Origin of the sequence: Labrenzia sp. C1B70 (assembly GCF_000475395.1) — a bacterium.
In the GTDB taxonomy this organism is placed as follows: Bacteria; Pseudomonadota; Alphaproteobacteria; order Rhizobiales; family Stappiaceae; genus Roseibium; species Roseibium algicola.
Genome location: NZ_AXCE01000006.1, coordinates 288,398 through 312,877 on the forward strand (window position 1 = coordinate 288,398; position 24,480 = coordinate 312,877).

Sequence of the window (24,480 nt, forward strand, 5' to 3'; positions counted from 1 at the left end):
CCGGGCAAGACCGCTTCTTGAAATGATCGGGTGACAGGCGCACTACTTGTCACCCTGCTTCTTGGCTTCCTTCGCCGCGCGCGCTGCGTGCGTGAGGCCGAGTTCGACAGCTGACGTTCCGAACTTGTCCCGAAGCCGATCCACGGCCAGTTCCGCATTCTTCCGTCGTTCGGCCGACTGGTCGAGCAGGTCTCTCGGATCGGCGCGGTCCGCATTTTCCAGATCGCTGACCCCGATGCCGATAAGCCGGAAACGTCGGCCATCGGCTTCGATCTGAAGAAGATTTTCACCCGCCGCGTAGATCTTGTCGGCCAATTGGGTCGGATCGGAAAAATGCCTGGCGCGGGTGATCGTCTTGAAGTCGGCGGTTTTCAGTTTCAAGGTCACTCCGCGCCCTGAGAGTTCCGCCTTCTTGAGCCTCGCAGACACTTTCTCGGCCAGGTTTCTGAGAATGGGACGCAGTGTGTCGAAACTCGAAATGTCGGTGAAGAAGGTGGTTTCCGCAGAAACGCTTTTTGCACCCCGTTCAGGAGTGACTTCACGGCTGTCGTCTCCATGCGAAAGACGGGCCAGACGCAGGCCGATGGTGCCGTATCGGCGGGCGAGATCCGTCGCTTCCATTTCCTGCAGCTGTCCGATTGTCCGAATGCCGTCCCTCTCCAGTTTCTGCTGGAACACCTTGCCGACACCCCAGATGCGGCCCACAGGCATGGCCGCCAGCACGTCTTCAGCTTCCGCCGTGCCGATGACGGAGAAACCACGCGGCTTTTCGAGATCGGACGCAAGTTTTGCCAGAAACTTGTTGGGGGCAAGGCCGACAGACGCCGATATGCCGATATCGGCTTCCATGTCGCGTATGAAGCCGGCGAGTGTTTCTGCCGGAGACTTCTTGTGAAGGCGTTCGGTGCCCGTCAGATCAAGAAAAGCTTCGTCGATGGACAAAGGCTCCACCAGGGGCGTGAGCGCACGCATGCGTTCACGGATCTCCTTGCCGACACTCGCGTATTTGGCCATGTCAGGCTTGATCACGATCGCTTGCGGGCAAGCCTCAAGCGCCTTGAACATGGGCATTGCGGACCGCACACCGTAAATGCGGGCGATGTAGCAGCATGTGGAAACCACCCCGCGCTGACCTCCGCCAACGATTACCGGTTGGTCCTGCAGCTCCGGATTGTCGCGTTTTTCGATCGAGGCATAAAAGGCGTCGCAATCAATATGGGCAATGGCCAGCGTGTCGAGTTCCGGATGCTTGACCAGCCTCGGGCTGCCGCAGCGGGTGCACCTGGCTGCGGACGGGGCGAGGCGGGCACCGCAGTCTCGGCAAAGGGCACGTAAGGGCGGAACGGGTTGGGACACGGCGTTGGCAATCGGCTGCGGTGCGGATGGGCAATCAGCCGCTCTGCTGGTTTCGGTTCGAGCCCTGCAGAATAGCTCCGATAAAGGCGGCCGTCTCCTGCCAATCGCTGCTCAACAGATCGATGTAACCTGCCTTTTCAGTGGTCTGCAGAAATCTGGCGTCTGCGATGAACTGTATCTGGACAGCAGACGGCAGGGTCGCGTTCACGGAGGTGTGGTTGGTCGGACTGTCGTCAATGAAGACAACCGGCTCCGGACGTCCACGAGACAGAGCTGCAACCGCACCACCTTTGGGACCGGAATTCGTCAGCAACGGAAAGGTGATACCGAGCCCGGTGAGCAGCTTTTCCCGCACAGGTTTGTTGTGACCTCCGGGCAGATTGGTCAGCAGGATAACGTCCCATTGCTGTGCAAGTGCATTGAGCGCATCGCCTGCACCGGGGACCATGTCCTGACGATGGCTGACTTCGTCGAAGAACTCCAGAAGCAGTCTGCGAACGTCGTCGGACGACAGTGGTTCACCGTTGTCCCGCCGACCAATATTGCCGGTCAGCCTGTACTCGTACTTCAGGAAAGCCAGGTCACGAGCGTGAAGATAGTCTTCCAGATGAGCGATCAGATGCAAAATCACTTCATCCACATCGCAGATGATCAAAGGACGGTTCGAAAACGGCAGTGCCTGGATCTGCGCAAGAACTTCGGGCAGCACTTGCGTCGGTTCAGGCATGGTCTTCGTCTCCGCCGGCAATTGCGTAGCGTGCAGCGGCCATCATCGTTGGCCGTATCCCGGCATTTTCACAAAAGGCAAGCAGCAGCGCTTCATCCATCATGTAGAACTCGAGCACACCGGCAAGAAACCCCGGTTCTCCCGCCGCTTCTCGAATCATTTCCGGTCCAATTCCAGAAAAAGCAAGAAACCTGCCGATCTGTTCCGGGTCACGGCTGAGTTGGAGAAGAGCTTCAGTAGCAATTCCTTGTGCTTCTTCAACGGACAATGACTTGCTCTGTATATTTTTCATTGTGTTTTTTTGCCTTTCTGAAACGATTCCGGGTTAGAAGAAATTTAATGCGGACCGGGGAAGGGTTCTACCGCGGACTAAAATGTGCTGCGAAGATAAAATGGGACCGGCAAGAGGCCGGGTAAAGGGCCGGACATATGGCAAAATCCGTGTTGATCGTCGAAGACAACGAGCTGAACATGAAGCTGTTTCATGATCTGCTCGAAGCGCACGGCTATAATACATTGCAGACCCGGACCGGCATCGAAGCCTTGCAGTTGGCCCGTGAGCATCATCCCGATCTGATCCTGATGGATATTCAGCTGCCGGAAGTGTCGGGGCTGGAAGTCACGAAATGGATCAAGGAAGACGAGGATATCGCTTCCATCCCGGTTATCGCCGTGACCGCTTTCGCCATGAAGGGTGATGAGGAGCGTATCCGGCAGGGCGGGTGCGAAGCTTACATATCCAAGCCGATCTCCGTAGCGAAATTCCTGGAAACAGTTCGGGCATATCTCGGCGAAGCGTAACGGGCCGCCGTCGGTAGAGCTGCGGCAGGTAAAGATTTCTGCAAGGTTTCACGGTTGTTTGGCATGGCTGCGTGCAACCAATTCCTGCGAATCGCAAAACCTCGCGTTCACGCGCTCTTCATATTAAGGTTACGGATTTACTAAAACGGCATTGTTTCTGTGCATATTTTGCGGAAAATATTGCAATCAGGCAACATTCAGGTAGTGTGACCGCAGATTAGTGTTTTTCCTGATCGCCTCAATGACGTGGTAAAGAATGCCGTAGCGTCAAAACGGGCAATACAGTTTCCCCTCGGAGTGCTCAGGTCCGCCGCATCTCCTGGGTCCGTGGGGCAGGTCGGCAGGGAACCGGCCGATGAGTGGCCTCCTCGAATGCCGTGTTCCCGCCGACCACTAATCTTTCAACCGAAAATCAAGAAGCAGCACCAGCAGCAATGCTGAAGCTGCGTCGTCGTGCCTCTGCGTCCGCACAGTAATCATTTGTGGAAACATGTTTCACGACGCTGGCCTGCGCCGACAAAATTTCAAAATCACATTCGGCCACGCATGAAAAAACCCGCCGTTTCCGGCGGGTTCTTTAAAAATCATCAGGAACCAGATCTTACTTGATCTTGGTTTCCTTGAACTCGACGTGCTTCTTGGCAACCGGGTCGTATTTCTTTTTGACCATCTTCTCGGTCATCGTACGGGAGTTCTTCTTGGTGACATAGAAGAAGCCGGTGTCAGCCGTGGAGAGGAGCTTGATCTTGATTGTTGTCGCCTTGGCCATGGCCTTGGATCCTGTTCTCTGTTGTCGGGCAAAGAGTTCTTGCGGCCAGATGGCTGGCGATGAATCTGCCCCAATGTCTGAAATCAGCGCGCAAACTACTCATCGCAGCGCGAAAGTCAAGCACTTGCTATGGTTCAGCCGCCTTTTCGAACCATGTCAGCCATTCTGCCGCAGTGCTGTCAAAGCCTTCGTTATCGTATCAACCGATTGGCCCACGCTCAGGCTGGAACTATCCAGCTGGAGACATGGTTCCGTCCACGGTTCGTATTCATGACTTCGTACCTCAGGCCACCGGGGCAGGGTCAGTCCGTCAATCTCGGTTTCCCTGCTTTCAACGCGCTTGCGGTGTTCGCGCTCATCCGAGCAGACAATCTCGACATTCAGCAGTGTCGCGCCGGTTGATTGAGCGGTTTCCCTCCACAATTGCCTGGATTCGGCAACCGGGTTGACCGTATCGGCAACGACGTTGTGACCAAGTTCCAGGTTTCCGGCAGCGATAGCAGCAAGGGCGAGGTAACCCGCGTCTTCAGCCGGATGAATGTTCAAGACACTGCGTTTGAGGGCAGCTTCAACCGCATCCACACGCAAAAGAAATGCGGGCAGCCGCCCGCTCAGATCCTTTGCTATCGTCGACTTGCCGACGCCGGGCAAACCGGAAAGGGCAATCAGGAAAGGCATAAGCCTGGACACACCTTTGTGTGTTGCAACGGCCGGCAATCCGCCAGGTACAGGTAACTTCAGAGCTCCTGCTTCACGAAACCGCCCTTGCGAAAGAAATAGTAGGGGACAGGCGTCGTCGGCGAAAGCTCAGGGTCTTTCGCCAGCCTGTCTTCCAGGTCGGTCAGGATCTTGTTGGTGATCATCGGCAGATCCTTCTGCCTCGCCTCTTCGAAAGTCAGCCAGGCACAGTCTTCCAGTTCGCCGGACGGGCCGGTTCCATCGGGCAACCTGTCGGCAATGGCGTCCGCCCAGACGGCCAGAAAACGGGTGTCGAAGCGTCGCGGGCGTTGCGGTGGGGTGATGGCCCTCGCAATCATCCGAAGGCCGCTCAGGTCGGGCTGTATGCCGCGCTCGGCAAATGCTTCGAAGCCGGTACCAAGGTGCAGGTGGTTGTTGTGTGCCTGACGGCCGATAAACAGCCCGGCCTCTTCATAGGTTTCCCGAATGGCGGCCAGGGCCAGCGCACGAACGCGCGCGGCAGACTTGGCGTTCTTCAGGTCCTGCGTAAGCTTTGCCTCGACGTCCGGATGATAGGGAAGCACGTCGGTCACACGGGAATCGGAGACATCCACTCGGCCACCAGGGAACACGAATTTTCCCGGCATGAAGGCATGGCGCATGTGACGACGGCCCATCAGCAGCTTCACGGAACCCCGATCGTCGCGGTCCAGAATGAGCAGCGTCGCGGCATCCTTGGGACGGATATACGGATAGTTTCCGGCTTTTTCGTCTTTTGCCAGCTGCTTTTCGAACGAACCGCTCATGTAACCCTTTCGGAAGGCACCGGAATGGGAGGCGTGTCGTCTTCCGCATCCGGGTCAAAACCATGCATGTAGAGCGCCCACTGCAGACCGATCAGCGCGCCTTTGATCGGTCGCAGAAGCGACAGCGACAGGATCAGCGTCAGCGGCACCCAGAGAGACATATGGATCCACAACGCGGGATGCCACAACACTTCCACGGCCAGAAGGCCGGGAACGATAATGTGGCCGACAATGGTGATTGTGAAATAGGGCGGGGCGTCGTCCGCGCGATGGTGATGGAACTCCTCACCGCAGACAGAGCAGGCATAGTGTGGCTGAAGGAAGCCATCGAACACCTTGCCTTTTCCGCAGTTCATGCACCGGTTGCCGGCACCGCGCAGCATGGCCTGAAGAACATTGCGCCGCGGTTTTTCGGATGCTGTTTCCGGCGTTTCCAGTTTGTCGTGCAGTTCATACCGGACCGTCACGAAGATCTCCTTCGACCCTGTTTCTTCGGTGAGGCCTTGCTGCGTCCGCCCTTCGGCGGCCCGCGCCGCACCTTTGGCGCGGCTTTCCGGATGCGTTTGCCGGCAATGCTGCCGTGGCTCAGCAGCTCGAATGTCAGTGCACCGGCAAAGGGGGCTGCTTCCACCAGCCGGACCTCCACTTGATCGCCAAGTTGGTAGGTCTCGCCGGTTTTGTCACCTATCAGGGCGTGCGACCCTTCGTCATAGCGATAATAATCGAGGCCGATTGTGGAGGCTGGTACGAAGCCGTCGGCACCTGTATCGGACAGGCGAACAAACATGCCGGACTTGACCACCCCTGCAATTCTGCCCTGAAAACTCGCGCCGATCTGGTCGCTCATCCAAAGGGCAATCAGACGGTCGATGGTGTCGCGTTCGGCAAGCATTGCCCGCCGTTCAGCGGCCGAGATTTCAGCGCCGATGGCCTCAAGCTTCGTCTCGATACCTTCCGGCAAGCCATCCTTGCCAAGCCCGAGCGCCGATATCAGCCCACGGTGCACGATCAGATCGGCATACCGGCGGATCGGTGACGTGAAATGCGCGTACCGCCGCAGGTTCAAGCCGAAATGGCCGATGTTCTGCGGGGCGTATTCTGCCTGGGCCTGGCTGCGCAAGACCACCTCGTTGACGAGATTGGCCTGCGGTGTGTCCTTCACCTTGGCAAGTATGCCGTTGAAGGCGGAGGGGCGGAGACCACCGGAGGACGGCAGCTTGATGTTGATCGTCGACAGAAAGTCTTTCAGACTTTCCAGCTTTTCCGGGGTCGAGGCATCGTGGATCCGGTAGAGCAGGGGCGTTTTCTTCTGCTCCAGCGTTTCGGCGGCTGCCACGTTCGCCTGGATCATGAATTCTTCGATCAGCTTGTGGGCGTCCAGACGCTCCGGAACATAGACATGATCGACAGTTCCATCCGGTTTCAGCTTGATCTTGCGTTCCGGCAGATCGAGTTCCAGCGGTTCGCGCGCCTCACGTCCCCTTTTCAGCACGGCGTAAGCGGCCCATAGCGGCTTCAGGACGCCGTCGAGCAGGGTTTCGGTCTTCTCGTCTGTCGTGCCGTCAATCGCCTTCTGGGCCTGCAGATAGGAGAGTTTTGCCGCCGAACGCATCAGCACCCTGTGAAAGGTGTGCCCGGTCTTGCGTCCGGTCTTGTCGAACACCATCCGCACGCCAAGCGCCGGCTTGTCTTCCTTTTCCCGGAGCGAACAGAGCTGGTTGGAAATTCGCTCCGGCAGCATCGGGATCACCCGGTCGGGAAAATAGACCGAGTTGCCGCGCAGGTTCGCTTCCCGGTCCATCGGAGAGCCGGGGGTGACGTAGTATGCGACATCCGCAATCGCCACATAGCAAACATAGCCACCTTCGTTGGAAGGGTCCTCGTCCGCTTCGGCGTAGACGGCGTCGTCGTGGTCTTTTGCGTCGGGCGGGTCGATGGTGATCAGCGGCACCTGCCGCCAGTCCTCGCGCTTGCCGAGTTTCTCCACCGGCTTTGCGCTCTCGGCCTGCGCTTCTACAGCTGCCGGAAAGACATGCGGAATGCCATGCGATTGCAGGGCGATCTCCGAAACCGCCTTTTCCGAATTCATCGAGCCGAAGCGCTCAACCACCGACGCGACGGGATGGCCGTAGCGGCCGGAGCGCGTCACCTGAACGCTGACAAGATCTCCGTCCTCTGATTCCTTGAGGTCACGCGGATCGATGTCGAGTTCCCGTTGCTTGCGGTCAATCGGTTCGAGATAGGGCGGGCGGGTGCCGTCACGCCTCCGCAGAATCCCGAGGATTGCACCCTGACGCTTCTCCAAAACGCGGATGACGCGGGCAACATGTTCTGTTTCGGGGCCGCTCTCAGCTTCGGTCAGGCGCACGAGTGCGCGGTCACCCAGGCCGGGTTGCGTCGCCTTGGTCTTGCCGGTCAGCACCAGAATTTTCGGCGGAGTGCCAGCCTCGTCGTCCCAGTCGACAGGGGTCGCGATCAGCTCACCATCCCGGTCGCGTGCAATGAGATTGGCCACGAAAACCGGCGGCAGATCGCCAGGACGGATCATGCGCTTGTTGCGCTTTTCCATCAGGCCGTCGTCCGTCAGGTCCTTCAACATCTTTTTCAGATGGATGCGGGCCCCGCCGATAATACCGAAATGACGGGCAATCTCGCGCTTGCCCGCACGCCCGGGGTTATCTGCAACAAACGCGAGAATATCCTCGCGTGATGGCATTTCACCCGGAACCTTGGCGTGTTTTCGATTGGTGTGCTTGCGCGTGTTAATCCGTTTTGCGCTCAACTCGCATCATCCCAGGGCACCTCTTCGGACGACGCATCGACCTTTGCCTTTGCGGATGACTTTGCCGTCGTCTTCTTGGTGGTCGTCTTTTTGGTTGCTGTTTTCTTCGCAGCAGGTTTCTTGGCAGCCGCCTTCTTCTTGGTGCCGCCCTTGGAGGCCTTTGCCGCGATCAGCTCCAGCGCCTGTTCCATCGTCACGGCCTTGGGGTCGGTGTCCTTCGGTAGCGTGGCGTTGATCTTGCCGTGCTTGACGTAAGGCCCATAGCGCCCGTCATAGACATTGATCGGGCCGCCTTCGGACGGATGCTCACCAAGCTCCTTCAGTGGCGTTGCCGCTGCACCACCGCGGCCACCCCCCTTGGCGCGTTTCTGCGCCAGCGCATCAACAGCACGGTTGATGCCGACGGAGAACACTTCGTCTGGTGTGGACAGATTGGCATAGGTGCCTTCATGCAGCACGAACGGCCCGTAGCGACCGATACCTGCCGAGATCATCTTGCCGTCTTCCGGGTGTGGCCCCACCTCGCGTGGCAGCGACAGAAGCTGCAGCGCCTTTTCCAGATCCATATCCGGTGCGGACCAGCCACGGGGCAGGGAGGCTCGTTTCGGCTTGGCTTCCTCGCCCAGCTGAACATAGGGGCCGAAGCGGCCGTTGCGCAGGGAAACGTCAAGGCCGGTTTCCGGATCGGTGCCGAGAACCTTCGGGCCGTCGTCACCTTCGCCGTCTTCACCGCCCGGCTTGCCGAGCTGCCGTGTAAAGCCGCACTCGGGATAGTTGGAGCAGCCGATGAAAGCGCCCCAGCGGCTGACCTTGAGCGATAGCTGACCTGTGTCGCAGGACGGGCACTTGCGCGGATCGGTGCCATCTTCCTTCGGCGGGAAGATATGCGGCCCGAGCAGTTCGTTCAGCGCGTCGATGACATGGGCAACGCGCAGGTCCTTGATTTCATCGACCGCGCCGGAAAACCCGGTCCAGAAATCACGCAGCACATCGAGCCAGGAAAGCTCGCCTGCGGAAATCTTGTCGAGCTGTTCTTCCAGGCTCGCTGTGAAGTCGAATTCGACATAGCGCTGGAAGAAGCTTTCCAGGAACGCGGTAACAATGCGGCCCTTGTCCATCGGAACAAGCTGCTTCTTGTCGAGTTCGACATAGTCACGGTCGCGCAGGGTCTGAAGCGTCGAGGCATAGGTGGACGGCCGGCCGATGCCAAGCTCTTCCATCTTCTTGACCAGGCTTGCTTCGGTGTAGCGCGGCGGCGGTGTCGTGAAATGCTGCGAGGCTTCGATGGCTTGTGCGGTCCCGTCGACAGAGGCAGCCGTCAGCGCGGCACCTTCATCGACCGCCGGCAGGCGCTTGGAGTTCTCGTCTTCCTCGTCGTCCCGGCCTTCCTGGTAAAGCGCGAGAAAACCGTCGAAGCGGACGACGGAGCCAGTGGCACGCAGATTGGCGCGTTTACCGGAACCGTCGGCGAGAATCTCAATGGTGGTCCGTTCCAGAACGGCCGACTCCATCTGAGAAGCCATGGTCCGTTTCCACACCAGCTCATAAAGCTTGGCCTGGTCCGGATCCAGGAACCTGGCGACATCCTTCGGGCGACGCGAAAGGTCCGTTGGTCGGATCGCTTCGTGTGCTTCCTGGGCGTTCTTTGCCTTGGAGGTATAGACGCGCGGGCTTGCCGGGACGTAATTGTCACCGAAATCCTTGGCGATTACGGAGCGGGCGGCAGCGATCGCTTCGCCGGCAATCTGAACGCCGTCGGTACGCATGTAGGTGATGAGACCGGAAGTCTCGCCACCAATTGAGATGCCCTCATAAAGCTTCTGCGCCACCTGCATGGTGCGCGATGCGGAAAACCCGAGTTTACGTGAGGCTTCCTGCTGCAGGGTGGAGGTGGTGAATGGTGCCGCCGGATTGCGCTTTGCAGGTTTGGAAGCCACGCTGTCGACCTTGAAGCTGGCACTTTCCAGCATCGTCTTGATCGCGGTTGCTTCCGCTTCGTTGTTGATGTCGAGACGGCCGATTTTCTTGCCGTCAAAACCGGTCACGCCAGCCTGGAACATGTCCCCGGTCGGTGTCTTCATGTTGGCGAAGATCGACCAGTATTCCTGCGGCTTGAAGGTTTCGATTTCCATTTCCCGGTCGCAGATCAGCCGCAATGCGACAGACTGCACGCGCCCGGCGGAACGGGCACCGGGCAGCTTGCGCCACAGAACCGGAGACAGGGTGAAACCGACAAGGTAATCCAGTGCTCGGCGGGCGAGATAGGCATCGACCAGCGGCGTATCCAGCTGGCGCGGATTGTCCATCGCTTCCAGGATCGCCTTCTTGGTGATCGCGTTGAAAACCACGCGCTCGACCTGCTTGTCCTTCAGCACCTTCTTCTTTTGCAGCACTTCCAGAACGTGCCACGAAATTGCTTCCCCTTCGCGGTCGGGGTCAGTCGCGAGAATGAGGCGGTCGGCATCCTTGACCGCATTGGCGATCTCGCTCAGCCGTTTCTGCGCCTTCGCATCCACTTGCCAGCTCATGGCGAAATTGTCGTCCGGCAGCACCGAGCCGTCCTTGGCCGGCAGATCTCGCACATGGCCGTAGGAAGCCAGCACCGTATAGTCGGAACCGAGATATTTGTTGATCGTCTTGGCTTTCGCCGGCGATTCGACAATGACGACGTTCATTCTTACCCAAAATATTTTTGCCGGATACGGAGCCCCCGCCCGGTGGAGAAGGTGATCTGAGTGCTAATTCAGTGGCGCAGACGATCAAGGATCAAGCGCCGCCTGTCAAATGGACCTTTGATCCTTCCGGGTCAAGCGGTTCGGTCCAGATACGGGTTATCCACTGAGATTCAAGGAAAAACGGCCCCTTACATCAAAGCGGAGATTTTGTTGCCGCGGTGTCTTTCGAGGCGCCCGGCAAGTTCGAGTTCCAGCAGCACGACATGAACCGACCTCGCATCACCATCCGCAAAGCGTATCAATTCATCCATGTCCACCGGGGTTGGACCAAGCGCCGCAAGGACGCGGTCACGCAGCTTTCCGTCCGGTTCGGAGCGGGAAAGAAGGGCGGTTTCGCTCTCTTCGCGGAACTGCCTGCCAAAGGGAAGGGTTGGCACCAGTCGGCCACCAAGGCCTTCCAGCACATCGTCGGCGGTCGAGACAAGTGCCGCACCCTGCCGGATCAAGCCGTTGGCACCTTCCGAACGCGGATCCAGGGGGGAACCCGGTACGGCGAAAATGTCCCTGTTCTGCTCAAGAGCATAACGAGCGGTATGAAGAGAGCCGGAGGCCTTGGCGGCTTCGATAACGATGACCCCCAGAGACAGGCCTGAAATCAGCCGGTTGCGCCGGGGAAAATCCCGGCTGCGGGGTTTCCAGCCAAGAGGCATCTCGCTGATGACGGCGCCTCCTGTGTCGAGAACGGCAGCAAGCAACCTGTCGTGTTCCGGCGGGTAGAGCACATTGATGCCTCCCGCAAACACGGCGATGGTACCTGTTTGTAGTGAGGCTTCATGAGCGGCAGCATCGATCCCGCGGGCGAGGCCGGACACGATTGAAAAGCCTTCTGCTCCAAGCCCCTGTGCAAATCGTGTCGCAAGTTTTCTGCCAGAAAGCGAAGCGTTGCGGGCACCGACGATCGCAATCATCCGTTCCCGGGTCAGCGCGGAGGTGCCGCCCTTGACGGACAGGAGCGGCGGCGGACCGTCGATATGTCGAAGATGTTGCGGATAGTCGGGTTCATGCAGGCCAATCAACCGGGCCCCGATCCGCCCATGAGCGTCCAGCTCGGCTTCAGCGTCTTCAAGCGGACAAATCCGGCTTGCCTTGCCACCGCGCCTAGCAAGATCGGGAAGCACCTCCAGCGCTCGTTGAGCGGAGCCAGCGTGTTTCAGAAGTTCCGCGAATGTAACGGGACCGACGTTTTCCGATCGTATTAGGCGAAGCCACGCCAGACGTTCCGCCTCGGAGAGGTTGCCGGGAGTTATATTTTCAGAAACGCGGTTCACGCGCTTTCATCGCCGGGCGGAGACGAAGCATTGGCCGCCGGTTTGGATTTCGAGCCGATCTTGCTTTCTTCCCCACGCAGAAGCCGCCCAATGTTTTCGTGATGCTTGGCCCATAGCAGCACCGACAGCAAGACGAACATCTGAGCTATCTGGACCTGATGGAAAACGAGATAGAGCACGATCGGGGTCAGCAGGGTCGCCGTCAGTGCGGACAGAGACGAATAACGGAACAGAAAGGCCATGCCGATCCAGATGCCTGCCGCGAGCAGGAACATCGGCCAATAGAGGCCAAGCAGAATGCCGAGGTAGGTTGCAACACCCTTGCCACCCTTGAACTTCAGCCACACCGGGAAGAGATGCCCGAGAAACGCCCCAAGGCCGGCGATAAGAGCCATTTCCTGGCCGTAGAAGTGATTGACGATCAGAACGGCAACGGTGCCCTTCAATCCATCCCCCAGCAACGTGGCAGCTGCCAGAGATTTGCGGCCGGTGCGCAGAACGTTGGTGGTGCCGATGTTGCCCGAGCCGATTTGGCGGATGTCTCCAAGTCCGGCCATGCGCGTGAACAGCAGGCCGAAGGGAATCGAACCGAGCAGATAGCCGAAGGCGAGGGCGGCGAGATAGTAGGGCCAGGCAAAGGCCCAGCTGATCGGTTCTGGCACGCGATACTCCAATGACGTGCATAATAAATAGCCATCGCAATGTAACTGCATGGCAGCCCGGATCAAGTCCGGCAACTGAGAAAAGAGTGTCTTTGCAGGGAAATAGCGCGGGGTCTATTCCGAGAGCTTGTATTTTTCCGCTTCCACCAGCAGCGACCCGAACGGAAGGGAAATACTGGCCCGGAGCGGGACGAGATACGGCTTGTCACCAACCGGTGCGAGCCAGACTTCCATGGACTTGTTTGCCGCGAGTTGCTGGATCGACTTGCGCTTTGGCCGGTGGCCGGAAATGGGTTCGTAACGGACACCGCAGACTATGACGTCGCCCTTGAAACGGCCATCAGACGTTCTGGTGGCCTTTCGGGATTTGTACTGCAGGTGAACGTCGTAACGTTCCTTGCCGTCGAAGATGCGCAATGTCCTGTTGCAGCTCTCCTTGGCAAGGCCTTGCGGGGCAGGAAGCACGGCGGCGGTGAGGGGATCAAGAACACTCTTAAGATGCTCGGCGGTTACCTTGACCCGTTCCTTCATCCGATCCTGCGGCGGCCGAACTTCGATAGCATCGATACTGCCCTTACGCATCCGCATGGTAATGGTTCCGGTCTCGTCTTCACTCTTGAGGTCAAGAGCGTAGCGGGCTGGCTCCAGGTCGAGTTTTTCTGCGGTTCCAGCGACTTCAACTGTGCCTTTGCCGTCAGACACCAGCCGTCCGAAGGCGGCGGTCTGGCCGTTGGCGCTGACGGAATAGGACTTGCTGTCGACATCCAGTGACAGGACGCCGGAGCCGATAGGCAGCCCAAGGGCGTAAAGCTTGTACTTAATGTAGAGATCAGCCGCCGAAGCGCTGCCGGTAAACAGCGCAGGTATCAGAAAGGCAAGGGCGATCAGGCGCATCAGCATGTTCCGTTGGAAGTTCCGTTCGCGCCAGATTCAGGGAGAATTGTGGCGCGAACAGGATCAACGTTGGAACGGAAACAGGGGTTTGTTCAGGTGTGGCTGAAAACCGTTTTCCCGCCGACAACCGTGCGCAGCACCCGCCCCGAGAACCGTGCATCCTCGAAGGGAGAATTTTTCGAACGTGACTTGATGGTACTTTTTTCCAGGACCCAGGGACGCTCGGGATCGAACACTGTCACATCCGCCGGAGCCCCTTTGGAAAGGCGTCCGGTTTCCAGTCCCAGCCGGTCCGCCGGGCGACAGGTCATGGCGCCAAGCAGGGTGACAAGGTCGACCTGCTCGGAATGATAAAGCCGCAAGGCGGCCGCCAGAAGGGTTTCAAGGCCGATGGCGCCGTCTTCTGCTTCCGCCCACGGATGACGTTTGGTTTCCACGTCCTGCGGGTCATGATTGGAGCAGATGATGTCGATGGTGCCGTCGGCAACAGCCGCGATCATCGCTTGCCGGTCGTCTTCATCGCGCAGTGGGGGCGACATCTTGAAGAACGTCCGATAGGCGCCGATGTCGTTTTCATTGTGGGTCAGGTGATTGATCGACACCCCGGCGGTGATGTCCAGCCCTTTCGCCTTGCCTGCTCGAACCACGTCTGCGCTGTCAGAGGTGGAAATGAGGTTTGCGTGGTACTTGCCCTTGGACATGGCAACCAGGCGCAGGTCTCGCTCCAGCATGATGATTTCCGCTTCACGCGGCACACCGGAAAGACCTTTCCAACTGGCGTTCAGGCCGGCGTTCATGACCCCGCCGGCGAGGTCCGGGTCTTCCGTGTGGTGGATGACCAGCGCGTCGAAATCGCGGGCATAGGTCATCATGCGACGCATCACTTGAGCGTTCTTTACCGACTTGTGGCCGTTGGTGAAGGCAACGGCTCCTGCTTCCTTCAGCAAGCCGATTTCGGCCATTTCCTCGCCCTTGAGGCCCTTGGTCAAGGCGGCCAGTGGCAACACGTTGACGATGGCCGTGTCACGCGCCCGGCGCAGGATGAAATCGACCAGCGCGGGATCATCAATGACCGGATCCGTATCGGGCATTGTGCAAATTGTCGTCACGCCGCCGCTTGCGGCAGCCTGGGAGGCACTGGCGAGCGTTTCCCGGTGCTCTGCACCCGGTTCCCCGACGGAGACGCAGAAGTCGATCAGGCCCGGACAGGCGATCGCGCCCTTGCAGTCGATAATTTCCGCACCGTAGGGAGAGCCCTGGTTGGCAGCTTCCGGCCCGGCGGCGAGAATGGTGCCGTCCGCGATGATGACGGAACCTGGAGCATCCAGGCCGCGTGCCGGGTCAATCACTCTGGCGTTTGAGAGAACCAGAGGTTTGGGTGTGTCGTAAGCCACGTGTCTTGTCCCCTGGATCAGTTGTTCGGCAGATTGGCGGCAAGGGCTTCAAGCACGGCCATGCGCACGGCAACGCCCATTTCCACCTGTTCGCGAATAAGGCTTTGGGCGCCATCGGCAATCGAGGCATCGATCTCGACACCGCGGTTCATCGGCCCGGGATGCATGACAAGGGCGTCTTCCTTGGCATAGGCGAGCTTTTCCGCGTCCAGTCCGTAGTAGCGGTAATATTCCCGTACAGATGGAATGAAGGCACCGTTCATGCGCTCGCGCTGCAGGCGCAGCATCATGACGATGTCGGCGCCCGCGAGACCTTCCTTCATGCTGGTGAAGACCTCGACGCCCATCTTGGCGATGCCGGACGGCAAGAGGGTGGTGGGGGCAACAACACGGACGCGCGCTCCGAGCGCGTTCAAAAGAATGATATTGGACCGGGCAACGCGAGAATGGGCGATGTCACCGCAGATGGCCACGGTCAACCGCGCGATCTTTCCCTTGTGTCGCCGGATTGTAAGAGCGTCGAGCAGGGCCTGTGTCGGGTGTTCATGCGGGCCGTCGCCGGCATTGACCACGGAGCAGCCGACCTTTCGCGCCAGAAGATGCACCGCACCGGCCGCGTGGTGGCGAACCACCAGAAGGTCGGGGTGCATGGCGTTCAGCGTTGCCGCCGTATCGATCAGCGTCTCGCCCTTTTTCACAGACGACTGGGACACTGCCATGTTCATCACATCCGCCCCGAGCCGTTTTCCGGCCAGTTCAAAAGAACTTTGGGTGCGGGTTGAGTTCTCGAAAAAGAGGTTGATCTGGGTTCGTCCCTGCAAGACCAGCCGTCGTTTGCTGATCTGGCGGGAAACCTCTACGGCTTCCTCCGCCCGGTCCAGAAGGCCCAGAATTTCGTGGGGGTGAAGGCCCTCTATGCCCAGCAAATGACGATGGGGGTAAGGGCTGTCTCGATGGGTGTTGCTCGCGGTCATCGAGACCATTCCTATAAGGAGGAACGCCCGGTTCGACAAGTCAGGAAATCACATCATGCCCGCTGTCCACATACCTGCTAAATATTTGATCGGCTGGACAAAATATGGCTGCGTGCGCGGCGGTAGACGGGAGAGGTTTCAAAGGCGGCACGCGCAGGCGCCGCCAAAGGATTGAAACTATTGTGTTCCACTCAAGATCACGACCGAATCTCGGGGAGAATACTGTCGCAATAGTCGCAAAGAGCCTGCAGGTTTCCATCCGCTCGCAGCTTGCTGTCATTCTGGTGGGGAATGGCTGATAAGTTATTGTAAAATATACATAATTGCAAGTTTCTGCCAGGCGTTGCACATGGCTTGGTTACTGTGATTGGGCGAGCGTCTACTTCCAAAGAGCCTGATCAAGTAACCAGCAGCAGGGCGAGCGGGATCGTCAGGGTCGCTGCCAGGGTCTGAAGCGTGATGATCTCGGCCATCAGCTTTGCGTCGCCGCCCATCTGGCGGGCGAGCAGGTAGGAGTTGCTGGCGCAGGGCACTGAACTGGCAATGATGACCACGACCAATGCGGGGCCGGTAACGCCGAAAAGACTGGCAAAGCCAAAGGCAAGCAACGGCATGAATATCGGACGCAAAAAGGTGCCGAGGGCGAGTGCCGGTCCCGGTCTGCGGAGTGAGCCGAGGTCCAGCCCGGCTCCGACGCAGATGATGCCGATGGGGAGCGCGGCCCTGGAGAAAATCTCCAGGGTATCGTCGACCACGAAAGGCAGGGAGATGCCACCCGCGTTCATGATGCCGCCTGCGCCGATCGAGAGGATGAAGGGATTGGTGAACAGGTCTTTCAGGATCTTGGCGCCACTTGGTGACGTTCCGCTTGCGTAATGCGACAGCACCAGGATGCTGGCAACATTGAGCAAGGGGATCATGAACACCATTGCGACCGCAAGCATGGCCAGCCCTGTTTCACCGACCACATTGTCGGCAATCGCGAGCGCGATCATGGCGTTCCAGCGCAAGGTTCCCTGGAAAATGGAGGTAAAACGCGGCGCGGCGATACCCCAGGCACGCTCGATGGTCGTGCGTGCCAGAAGCAGAAGCAGCGCCATGGACAAGATGGAGGCGAGCAGGGCACCACCCATGTTGAGCGTCGGAAAACTGGCGAAATCCGCTTGCGAGATCGTGCGGAACAACACCGCCGGAAACAGGACATAATAGGCAAGCCGTTCGACACCACGCCATTGCTCGCCGGTAATCAGTCCGGTGCGGGCGATCAGGTAGCCGGAGGCAATCACGAGGATGACCGGCATCAGGGCGGCAAGTGTGGTCAGCATGTGTTCGGCTTTCGCGTTCGACAGGCCTTGAAACAGGGGCCTGTACCCGGCAGCGGTGGGATCAGCCGTTATCTAAGCCCATAAAGCCGAGTCGGTCCAGAAAGCCCTGCAGGATGTAGGCAGCGGCCATCTTGTCGACCACGTCGGCTCGTTTCGCACGGCTCGTATCGGCTTCCAGCAGCGTGCGCGTCACGGCCGCCGTCGACAGCCGCTCGTCCCAATAGGTGATCGGCAGGTCCGTTTTCTGCGAAAGGTTTCTCACGAAAGCGCGGGTCGCCTGGACGCGGGGGCCTTCGGAGCCATCCATGTTGAGCGGCAGACCGAGCACCATGCCGCCGACGCCCTGCTTGGCGCAGATGGCCAGGAGTTGCTCCGCATCCAGGGTGAACTTCTTGCGCCGGATCGTTTCCATGGGAGAGGCGATGCCACGGCCGAGATCTGAAAGCGCCAGACCAATGGTCTTGGTGCCAAGATCCAGGCCGATCAGCCGGGTGCGGTCGGGCACGGCGGCCATGAAGTCTTCCAGGGAAAGTGCGGGATCATTTGCCATTCGGCGGCTTTACCAGCGAGGCATGGAAAACACCAGTTCGATTTTCACTCAGAACCCGATGGCAACACGAAGTTGCCCTTCCCAAACGTCCAGCCCGTTCTGGCCCAGGCTGAGATAGCCTCCCTTTGCATCAAGCGTCACGTTCTCCGCAATCAGGGCAGTCGCCCCGCCGCGCAGCGTAAAGCTCCAGGCCGATGCGGTGACAAAGTTCAATTCATCATCGAGTATCTTGCCGTCGTTCGGTCGCAAATATTCGTATACCGCGCCTGCTTCCACATAGGGCTGGATCAGCAGCCCGTCCTGCAAGGTGAATTGACGGCTGAATTCGGTCGTCAGTTCAATTGTTCCCAGAGAGGCGGCATTGCCCGAGATGGGAACGCTTACAGCCCGGTTGAGGATCGTCCCATTCAGATCGTACCCATCGGAAAACACGCGGTTGAAGGTTACGGTCGCCTTGGGGCGTACCTGGATCTCGCTCAACGCATACTGACCGTGAACACTGAAAGTCGCGCCGAGTTCATGGGTGTTGTATTCGCCGCTCAAAACCGAGATATCCGACTGACTGTTTGAAAAGCCATAGCTCAGCGAGCCATCAACGGCCCAGTGCTGTGAAATTCGTGCGGCAACATAGGGGCCGATCTCAAACCCCTGGGTGTCGATTGTCAGGTTGGAGTTGAAACCGTCGGTGTCGGTGGTTTCAAAGGTCACGGAAATACCGCCGACGATATCTTCTGTCAGCTTGCGGTCGGCACCAAATGCCGCGGTTCCGCTGAGTGTCTGAAAGTCCCTGCCGAAACGACGGTCGTCGCTGTAGACCCCGGTTACCGTGCTCCAGGCATTCCAGAGTGTCGGTTCGATCAGGTCCCGGCCCGGAGTGATTGGAACTTCGTCCTGCTGCTGCAGACGGCCGGCGGCCAGCAGTTGTTCCCGGGTGCAGAACGTCTGTGTATTGGCGGTCTGTGTCTCCTCGGCTGATCTTGGATCGACGCAGTAACTGATGACCTGACCATCAGCGCGCCTGACCGGCACAAAGCCGGCCGGAAGGGCGGGTTGATTTGGATTGCGGCTGCCGGGCGGCAGGGTTCCGATTGGTGGCGTGACGGTGCCCGGTGCGCCTGTGCCTCCACCAGACGGGGGAAGCGTTCCAATAGGCGGGGTAACACCCTCTGGTGCACTCGGCAGCACACCAGAAGGCACGGTGCCAATAGGCGGTGCAGCCGTGCCGGGACGGCCAAGATTAAAGCCAGCAGGCGGCAATCCTCCAACTGGTGGCGTGATCCCGCTTGAAGGCGGCGCAATGGGGCCCGGCAAACCAGGCATCACTCCGCTTGGAGGCACGACGGCGATCGGTGGAACTGGTCGTCCGAAATTCGGAAACAGCCTGCTGATTGGAGGCTTTACCAGGCTAGGGGGCTTGATGTTGTCGGGAAGCTGAAAGTCGCGTTTTTGGTTCTGAGTGTCGATAAGACAATCGGACCCGCCGTCGACACCATAAAGCTTGTGCGTGCCGCCGTTTCCGCTCGAAACAACTGGAGAAGTGGATAGATGCAGGCCGGTGCTGGAGCGGGACCATGTGTCGACGGTCTGATTACCCTGGGCGGCATCCAGTCGGTAGTCGCCGGCTACCGTGCCTGAAACCCAGATCGAACGGCTATCAGACTTGTTGGTTCCCAGAAAAAGCAGGCCGCCATCGTTCTTGCAATTGGCGGCTAGGGCGGATGTCGAAAGGCTGCTCAAGAGCAGAACTGCCGGGCAGATGACTTCCAGCCAGGCACGTTTCGAACGCAATCGCATCGGCATAGCTCCAAAGTCTCGCGAATCCCCAACGTCATCTTGCGTTGAAGGAATAGGGGAAGCTAGCTCTGGTTGTCGAAATAATCGAGGCGTTGCCATAATTGCACAGGTGAACTGTCAAAATTATCGATAACAGGACCGTGCCCTGCGGAGCACATTGAACGCATTCAGCTTGTTGCGAGCAGTCTGTCACTGATAGGGTCCGGGCAACCTGTCCTGGAATTAGGAGACTGCGATGAAACTGACCTGGTATGGCCACTCCGCTTTCAAGATCGAGATTGAAGGCGCATCCATCCTGTTCGATCCGTTCTTTACCGGAAATCCGTCTTTCCCGGAGACCCTGTCAGTCGATCAGGCATCAGATGGCGTAACGCATGTCATCCTGACCCATGGACACAACGATCACATCGGTGACGCCGTCGACATTCTGAAAAAAACCGGCGCGCAGCTGACCTCCAATTTCGAAATCTGCATGTGGGCCAACCGGCAGGGGATCGAGAATATCAGCCCCATGAATTCCGGCGGCAAGGTGAACGTCGGCCCGTTCAGCGTCGCGCTGACACGTGCCGATCACTCGTCGTCCTTCCAGGCTGGCGGTGAGGCTATCTATCTGGGCAATCCACATGGTGTCATCATCGAAGCTCCTGGAGAAAAGACGCTCTATCACCTGGGAGATACCGACATCTTCTCCGACATGGCCCTGATCGACGAGATCTACCAGCCGAAGATCGGGCTTGTTCCCATCGGTGATCGCTTCACGATGGGCGGCAAGTCGGCAGCGCTTGCCTGCACCCGGTTCTTCAACTTCGATACGATCATTCCCTGCCATTACGGCTCGTTCCCGATCATCGACCAGACGGCGGATACGTTCCTTGAGGCAATGGGCGGCGATCGCGACAAGGTGGCAAAGCCAAATCCCGGCGAACCGATTGACGTTTGACGGGTTCACTCAAGAGAAGCAATCTTTGCTTGTCTCACTTGGAGGTAGAGGTTTAGTCTTTTTCCGGGAAATTTAAGAAGTAAGGGTGGTTTTCCTGTTTTGTGACGCTGGGAGCTTGGGTTTCAGCGTCAGGCGGAGGATATTATGCCGACTGTAAAAGATGTTACCTTCGATCTGCTTCGCAAGCTCGGTTTGACAACTATCGTCGGCAATCCCGGCTCCACTGAAGAAACCTTTCTGAAGAATTTTCCGGACGACTTCCGCTACGTTCTTTCTCTGCAGGAAGCCAGCGTCGTCGGCATCGCTGACGGCCTGGCGCAGGGACTGCGCAAACCTGTCATTGTGAATGTCCATACAGGTGCAGGCCTCGGTAACGCGATGGGCTGCATCCTGACCGCCTACCAGAACAAGACACCACTCATTCTGACCGCCGGACAGCAGACCCGAGACATGCTGCTGCTCGAGCCGCTCCTTACCAACATCAATGCGACGCTTTTGCCCCAGCCATGGGTGAAGTGGAGTTATGAACCGGCAAGGGCCCAGGACGTGCCGGCCGCTTTCATGCGGGCCTACGCGGCAGCGGTACAACAGCCGAGCGGGCCGGTGTTCCTGTCTCTCCCGCTGGACGACTGGGACAAGGAAATGGAGGGACCTGCAGAAGTCCGCTCCGTCTCTCTGCGCTCGGCCGCCGACCCGGCCAGGATCAAGGATTTCGCTGAGCGTATCAACGCAGCAAAAACTCCGGTTCTGGTATACGGCTCGGACATTGCCCGGTCAGAAGCCTGGGACGAAGGGATCGCGTTCGCAGAAGCGCTGTCTGCCCCGGTTCTGACGGCTCCTTTCGCGGAACGCACGCCATTTCCGGAAAGTCATCGGCTCCATGCCGGCACATTGCCTTCGGCCATCGGCCCCATCTGCAAGAGGCTAGAGGGGCACGACCTGGTCATCACCGTCGGAGCTCCGGTCTTCCGCTACTATCCATATGTCGCGGGAGACTACCTTCCGGCAGGAACAAAGCTGCTGCAAATCACCGACGATCCGGACATGGCGGCCAAGGCACCGGTTGGAGACAGTCTCGTCTCGGACAGCAGGCTTTTCCTTCAGGCGATCCTGCCTCAGCTGAATCAACGTGAGGAAAAGCCCAATCCCTACAAAAAGGATCCGGCGCCGGTACCCGACTATTCGGCCCTGCCGCTGACGCCGGATGCAGTCTACAGCTTGATCCGGGAGGCTGCGCCGTCAGATTTCGTGCTGGTTGAAGAATCTCCATCCAACGTCATCGAGCTGGAGCGACAATTTCCGATCGACAAGCCGGATACGTTCTACACTTTTGCATCCGGAGGTCTCGGCTGGGACATGCCGGCCGCTGTCGGTCTTGCGATTGCCGAGGAAACGAGCGGACGCAACAGGCCCGTAATCGCCGTGATCGGCGACGGCTCGTTCCAGTATTCGGTGCAGAGCATCTATACCGGCGTGCAGGAGGAAGCCCATGTGGTCTTCGTTGCCATGCGCAACAGTCAATATGCGATCCTGAAGGAGTTCGCGATCCTGGAGGAAACGCCGAACGTTCCGGGGCTTGATCTTCCCGGGCTTGATATCGAGGCACTTGGGCGTGGATACGGCGCAAAGACTGCGAAGGTGAAAACCGCTGACGAATTCAGGGCATCTCTTTCCGCAGCGCTTGCGCACAAGGGGACGACAGTGATCGAGGTGGAGATATCGCCCAAGCTCAGATCTTTGCTTGGATAAACGTTCAAAGCAGCACTCATCGTGCAATGCCATTTTTACCGGCGAGCGAGGGGAGATCGCCTCTCGTGAAGTTCAAGAGTACCAAGCCATACGCAAGGTCAGGCGATGCGCTGAAGCATTAGGAGAGGCGATTTGGTTGGCTGGCGGCTGACCTGCCACCAGCCAACACGTTGCTGAAACCATCAGGCTGCATCCAGGCGGGCGAGGAAGTCGTCCAGAGATTTCCTGAGATTGGTCGATTGATCCTGAACGGAGGAAGAAGACCCTCGGAGCTGGTCCGAGGATTGAACAAGCGCCTGAATGGCTTCCTGCATCTGCATCATGTTGCGGGAGACGACGCTGGTATCCGAAGACGTTTCCTGCGCGTTTGCGGCAATCTCGGTTGTTGCCGAGCCCTGCTGTGAAACAGCGGCGGAAATCGTTGTCGTATGGGTGTCGACTTCTGTCATGGTCGTTGAAATTTGTTCGATTGCGAGCACAGCCTCTCTGGTTTCCGATTGAATGGCTGCAATCTGCCCGCCGATTTCCTCGGTCGCCTTTGAGGTTTGGGTCGCCAGCTCTTTCACTTCCGCCGCGACCACCGCAAATCCCTTGCCTGCTTCACCGGCCCGCGCCGCTTCGATGGTTGCGTTCAGTGCAAGCAGGTTCGTCTGCTCGGCGATAGCCTGGATAAGAACGACAACTTCGCCAATCTTGTCGGCTGCGTCGGCCAGGTTTGAAATCTTCTCGTTGGTCAAGCTGGCCTGGCCGGTGGCCGAGGCAACCACGGACGCGGTCGCTTCCACCTGTCTGCTGATGTCCGCAATGGAGGCGGTAAGCTCTTCTGCGGCGGCGGCAACCGTATCGACCTTGCCGGATGCATTGTCCGCGGCGTGAGTGGTCGATTGCACGATTGAGCCGGAGTCCTCGGCGGCCTTGGTGGACATATCAACGGCAACCTGCAGACTCTCTGTGGCATTGTCGAGAGCCGCGAGGACCGCTTCGGTGCTGGTACGGAAATCTTCTGCAAGCCTGTGCATCAGCTTCTTGCGGTCTGCTGCCTGGACCTCGCGCTGCCGGTCGACTTCTTCTGCCAACTGGCGTTGTTCAACCAGAGAGCCCTGGAAGACGTCCAGCGTGTCGCGGAGCTGGCCCAGCTCATCTGCTGCCCGCCAGGTCGGTCGCTCGATTTCAAGCTGGCCTGATGCCAGCAGGTTGGCATTTTCGGAAAGCTGCCGTGCGCGGTGACCGATAGTGCGGCTGAAATAGAACCAGGCTGTTGCCGCAAATAGCGTAAGCACCAGCGTGCCGCCGACCTGAAGTGCATTGGACGTTTCTGCGGCCGAGCGCAGGGATGACAACCCATTATCCATTTCCTGGTGAATGAGCGTTTCGGCGTCATCCGCCAGGGCGATGAAACGTTCGAAGGTTTCGTCAAAGGCAACATCGGCTCCCGAGCCGGCTTTCTCGGTTGAAAGCATGGCCTGGTGTCGAACGTTCGCAAGGTCGATCAGTTCGCCGATCTGGGCGAGAACGTCCTTGCTCTTTTGAAGGTCCGGATGAGCCTCGAGCGCTTTCCGGGCGTTTTCGAAACTGCCCAGAGCTTCTGCGAATTCCTCACCGGCATCACCACCCAGGATTTCCGCGACCAGCAAATGTCCATGCGCAAGACTGAACCTTGCTTCACCTGCCAGAGCTTGCGCCTTTGCATCATTCGTCAGCGGTGCGGAGATTGCAGCGATCTTCTGTTCCAGATCGTCGTAGATCGCGTCGAACTTCTCGTCAGCCGAACTGCCGACACCCTGATCGCCTGCAAGGGAAGCGTACCGGCCTTGGGCGGAGGCAACAAACCCGTCGACTGCAGCCAGAACTTCCTTGATCTTTTCGCGGACTTCCGGGGAGCGGGAAGGGTAGAAGGTTCCTTCTTCGTTGCTCGCGCCGTTTAATATGGCGTTCGCGTAAAACCGTGTTTCATCGAGGAGATTCCAGACTTCGTCGATGCTCTCGCCATCGTCACCGGACATGATTTCCTCAAAAAGCAAATGCGCATGCGTCGCGGTGAGCTTGATCTCCATCGCGGCATCCCCAAGCGGCGCCAATTCTGCTCCCAGGTGTTCCCCTTCGCTCGCGACACTTTTCATGAGGCTGTAGGAGAAGAACCCCATGGACAGGGAAACCAGAACCAGGGCACCAAATACCACCGCCAGCTTGCGGGAAATTCCGAATCTCATGAGAGCCTCGACATGTCTGAAGTGAGTTCTCTGATGGTATGGGGCTTGGATTAACTAAGTATTTCG

General features: G+C 58.6%; 21 protein-coding genes. 3 read left to right on the plus strand and 18 right to left on the minus strand.

The window, feature by feature from the left end; genetic code table 11:
• Positions 1–42: 42 nt before the first annotated feature.
• From Q666_RS43065 to Q666_RS43075, 3 genes are read right to left on the minus strand one after another with little or no spacing between them, the layout of a single operon-like run.
• Positions 43–1,356 carry a DNA polymerase IV gene (locus Q666_RS43065; protein WP_023004044.1) on the minus strand — a complete coding sequence of 438 codons (1,314 nt, stop codon included), beginning with the start codon at positions 1,354–1,356 and terminating at the stop codon, positions 43–45.
• 34 nt (positions 1,357–1,390) lie between these two features.
• Complete coding sequence (locus Q666_RS43070; protein WP_023004045.1) at positions 1,391–2,083, minus strand: HAD family hydrolase; 693 nt, start codon at positions 2,081–2,083, stop codon at positions 1,391–1,393.
• Positions 2,076–2,375 carry a DUF3572 domain-containing protein gene (locus Q666_RS43075; protein ID WP_023004046.1) on the minus strand — a complete coding sequence of 100 codons (300 nt, stop codon included), beginning with the start codon at positions 2,373–2,375 and terminating at the stop codon, positions 2,076–2,078. Before Q666_RS43075 ends, Q666_RS43070 begins: the two co-directional genes overlap by 8 nt.
• Before the next feature lie 137 nt (positions 2,376–2,512).
• Here Q666_RS43075 and Q666_RS43080 point away from each other — a divergent pair, with 137 nt between their 5' ends.
• Positions 2,513–2,884, plus strand: coding sequence for a response regulator (locus Q666_RS43080; RefSeq protein WP_006934912.1), 372 nt, complete (start codon positions 2,513–2,515; stop codon positions 2,882–2,884).
• A 601-nt stretch (positions 2,885–3,485) separates the two neighbouring features.
• Here Q666_RS43080 and rpmG read toward each other — a convergent pair.
• From rpmG to Q666_RS43150, 14 genes are all read right to left on the minus strand, one after another.
• A complete protein-coding gene (gene rpmG, locus Q666_RS43085) occupies positions 3,486–3,653 on the minus strand; it encodes a 50S ribosomal protein L33 (protein WP_023004047.1) in 168 nt (55 codons plus the stop codon).
• A 156-nt stretch (positions 3,654–3,809) separates the two neighbouring features.
• A complete protein-coding gene (locus tag Q666_RS43090) occupies positions 3,810–4,331 on the minus strand; it encodes an AAA family ATPase (protein ID WP_023004048.1) in 522 nt (173 codons plus the stop codon).
• Between the two features lie 59 nt (positions 4,332–4,390).
• Complete coding sequence (locus Q666_RS43095) at positions 4,391–5,137, minus strand: NUDIX hydrolase (protein ID WP_023004049.1); 747 nt, start codon at positions 5,135–5,137, stop codon at positions 4,391–4,393.
• Positions 5,134–5,604, minus strand: coding sequence for a DUF983 domain-containing protein (locus Q666_RS43100; RefSeq protein WP_023004050.1), 471 nt, complete (start codon positions 5,602–5,604; stop codon positions 5,134–5,136). The genes Q666_RS43095 and Q666_RS43100 overlap by 4 nt, the downstream gene beginning before the upstream one ends.
• On the minus strand, positions 5,601–7,853 hold the full coding sequence (gene rnr / locus Q666_RS43105) for a ribonuclease R (protein ID WP_023004051.1): 2,253 nt from the start codon (positions 7,851–7,853) through the stop codon (positions 5,601–5,603). Before rnr ends, Q666_RS43100 begins: the two co-directional genes overlap by 4 nt.
• A gap of 62 nt (positions 7,854–7,915) precedes the next feature.
• Positions 7,916–10,594 carry a type I DNA topoisomerase gene (gene topA / locus Q666_RS43110; RefSeq protein ID WP_023004052.1) on the minus strand — a complete coding sequence of 893 codons (2,679 nt, stop codon included), beginning with the start codon at positions 10,592–10,594 and terminating at the stop codon, positions 7,916–7,918.
• Positions 10,595–10,782: 188 nt separating this feature from the next.
• Complete coding sequence (gene dprA / locus Q666_RS43115) at positions 10,783–11,922, minus strand: DNA-processing protein DprA (protein ID WP_023004053.1); 1,140 nt, start codon at positions 11,920–11,922, stop codon at positions 10,783–10,785.
• Entirely contained in the window at positions 11,919–12,584 is a 666-nt protein-coding gene (plsY, locus tag Q666_RS43120) for a glycerol-3-phosphate 1-O-acyltransferase PlsY (protein ID WP_031270763.1), read from the minus strand. The genes dprA and plsY overlap by 4 nt, the downstream gene beginning before the upstream one ends.
• A gap of 114 nt (positions 12,585–12,698) precedes the next feature.
• A complete protein-coding gene (locus Q666_RS43125) occupies positions 12,699–13,478 on the minus strand; it encodes a DUF3108 domain-containing protein (RefSeq protein ID WP_161633292.1) in 780 nt (259 codons plus the stop codon).
• Positions 13,479–13,570: 92 nt separating this feature from the next.
• Positions 13,571–14,872 (minus strand): dihydroorotase, encoded by a 1,302-nt coding sequence (locus Q666_RS43130; RefSeq protein WP_031270764.1) that lies wholly within the window; start codon positions 14,870–14,872, stop codon positions 13,571–13,573.
• A 17-nt stretch (positions 14,873–14,889) separates the two neighbouring features.
• The gene (locus tag Q666_RS43135) at positions 14,890–15,855 is read right to left on the minus strand and encodes an aspartate carbamoyltransferase catalytic subunit (protein ID WP_023014489.1); all 966 of its coding nucleotides are present in this window, start codon (positions 15,853–15,855) and stop codon (positions 14,890–14,892) included.
• Positions 15,856–16,244: 389 nt separating this feature from the next.
• Entirely contained in the window at positions 16,245–17,171 is a 927-nt protein-coding gene (locus Q666_RS43140) for an AEC family transporter (protein ID WP_023004058.1), read from the minus strand.
• Positions 17,172–17,232: 61 nt separating this feature from the next.
• Entirely contained in the window at positions 17,233–17,721 is a 489-nt protein-coding gene (ruvX, locus tag Q666_RS43145) for a Holliday junction resolvase RuvX (protein WP_023004059.1), read from the minus strand.
• 48 nt (positions 17,722–17,769) lie between these two features.
• Entirely contained in the window at positions 17,770–19,515 is a 1,746-nt protein-coding gene (locus Q666_RS43150; RefSeq protein ID WP_152533307.1) for an autotransporter domain-containing protein, read from the minus strand.
• Between the two features lie 235 nt (positions 19,516–19,750).
• On the opposite strand from Q666_RS43150, the gene Q666_RS43155 reads away from it, so the two are divergent.
• Both Q666_RS43155 and mdlC read left to right on the plus strand, forming a co-directional pair.
• The gene (locus Q666_RS43155) at positions 19,751–20,455 is read left to right on the plus strand and encodes a metal-dependent hydrolase (RefSeq protein ID WP_023004061.1); all 705 of its coding nucleotides are present in this window, start codon (positions 19,751–19,753) and stop codon (positions 20,453–20,455) included.
• 144 nt (positions 20,456–20,599) lie between these two features.
• Positions 20,600–22,204, plus strand: a complete 1,605-nt coding sequence (gene mdlC / locus Q666_RS43160) for a benzoylformate decarboxylase (RefSeq protein ID WP_023004062.1) — start codon at positions 20,600–20,602, stop codon at positions 22,202–22,204.
• A 182-nt stretch (positions 22,205–22,386) separates the two neighbouring features.
• Here the strand turns inward: mdlC and Q666_RS64765 are convergent, their stop codons facing one another.
• A complete protein-coding gene (locus Q666_RS64765; RefSeq protein WP_023004063.1) occupies positions 22,387–24,414 on the minus strand; it encodes a methyl-accepting chemotaxis protein in 2,028 nt (675 codons plus the stop codon).
• Positions 24,415–24,480 lie beyond the last annotated feature (66 nt).

What these genes read in the sequence shown, in the direction of transcription:
- Q666_RS43070 (WP_023004045.1), bottom strand. Translation starts at nt 2,083, where the DNA reads ATGCCTGAACCGACGCAAGTGCTGCCCGAAGTTCTTGCGCAGATCCAG.
- Q666_RS43075 (WP_023004046.1), bottom strand. Translation starts at nt 2,375, where the DNA reads ATGAAAAATATACAGAGCAAGTCATTGTCCGTTGAAGAAGCACAAGGA.
- Q666_RS43080 (WP_006934912.1), top strand. Translation starts at nt 2,513, where the DNA reads ATGGCAAAATCCGTGTTGATCGTCGAAGACAACGAGCTGAACATGAAG.
- rpmG (WP_023004047.1), bottom strand. Translation starts at nt 3,653, where the DNA reads ATGGCCAAGGCGACAACAATCAAGATCAAGCTCCTCTCCACGGCTGAC.
- Q666_RS43090 (WP_023004048.1), bottom strand. Translation starts at nt 4,331, where the DNA reads ATGCCTTTCCTGATTGCCCTTTCCGGTTTGCCCGGCGTCGGCAAGTCG.
- Q666_RS43095 (WP_023004049.1), bottom strand. Translation starts at nt 5,137, where the DNA reads ATGAGCGGTTCGTTCGAAAAGCAGCTGGCAAAAGACGAAAAAGCCGGA.
- rnr (WP_023004051.1), bottom strand. Translation starts at nt 7,853, where the DNA reads ATGCCATCACGCGAGGATATTCTCGCGTTTGTTGCAGATAACCCCGGG.
- topA (WP_023004052.1), bottom strand. Translation starts at nt 10,594, where the DNA reads ATGAACGTCGTCATTGTCGAATCGCCGGCGAAAGCCAAGACGATCAAC.
- Q666_RS43125 (WP_161633292.1), bottom strand. Translation starts at nt 13,478, where the DNA reads ATGCGCCTGATCGCCCTTGCCTTTCTGATACCTGCGCTGTTTACCGGC.
- Q666_RS43135 (WP_023014489.1), bottom strand. Translation starts at nt 15,855, where the DNA reads ATGGTCTCGATGACCGCGAGCAACACCCATCGAGACAGCCCTTACCCC.
- Q666_RS43140 (WP_023004058.1), bottom strand. Translation starts at nt 17,171, where the DNA reads ATGCTGACCACACTTGCCGCCCTGATGCCGGTCATCCTCGTGATTGCC.
- ruvX (WP_023004059.1), bottom strand. Translation starts at nt 17,721, where the DNA reads ATGGCAAATGATCCCGCACTTTCCCTGGAAGACTTCATGGCCGCCGTG.
- Q666_RS43150 (WP_152533307.1), bottom strand. Translation starts at nt 19,515, where the DNA reads ATGCGATTGCGTTCGAAACGTGCCTGGCTGGAAGTCATCTGCCCGGCA.
- Q666_RS43155 (WP_023004061.1), top strand. Translation starts at nt 19,751, where the DNA reads ATGAAACTGACCTGGTATGGCCACTCCGCTTTCAAGATCGAGATTGAA.
- mdlC (WP_023004062.1), top strand. Translation starts at nt 20,600, where the DNA reads ATGCCGACTGTAAAAGATGTTACCTTCGATCTGCTTCGCAAGCTCGGT.
- Q666_RS64765 (WP_023004063.1), bottom strand. Translation starts at nt 24,414, where the DNA reads ATGAGATTCGGAATTTCCCGCAAGCTGGCGGTGGTATTTGGTGCCCTG.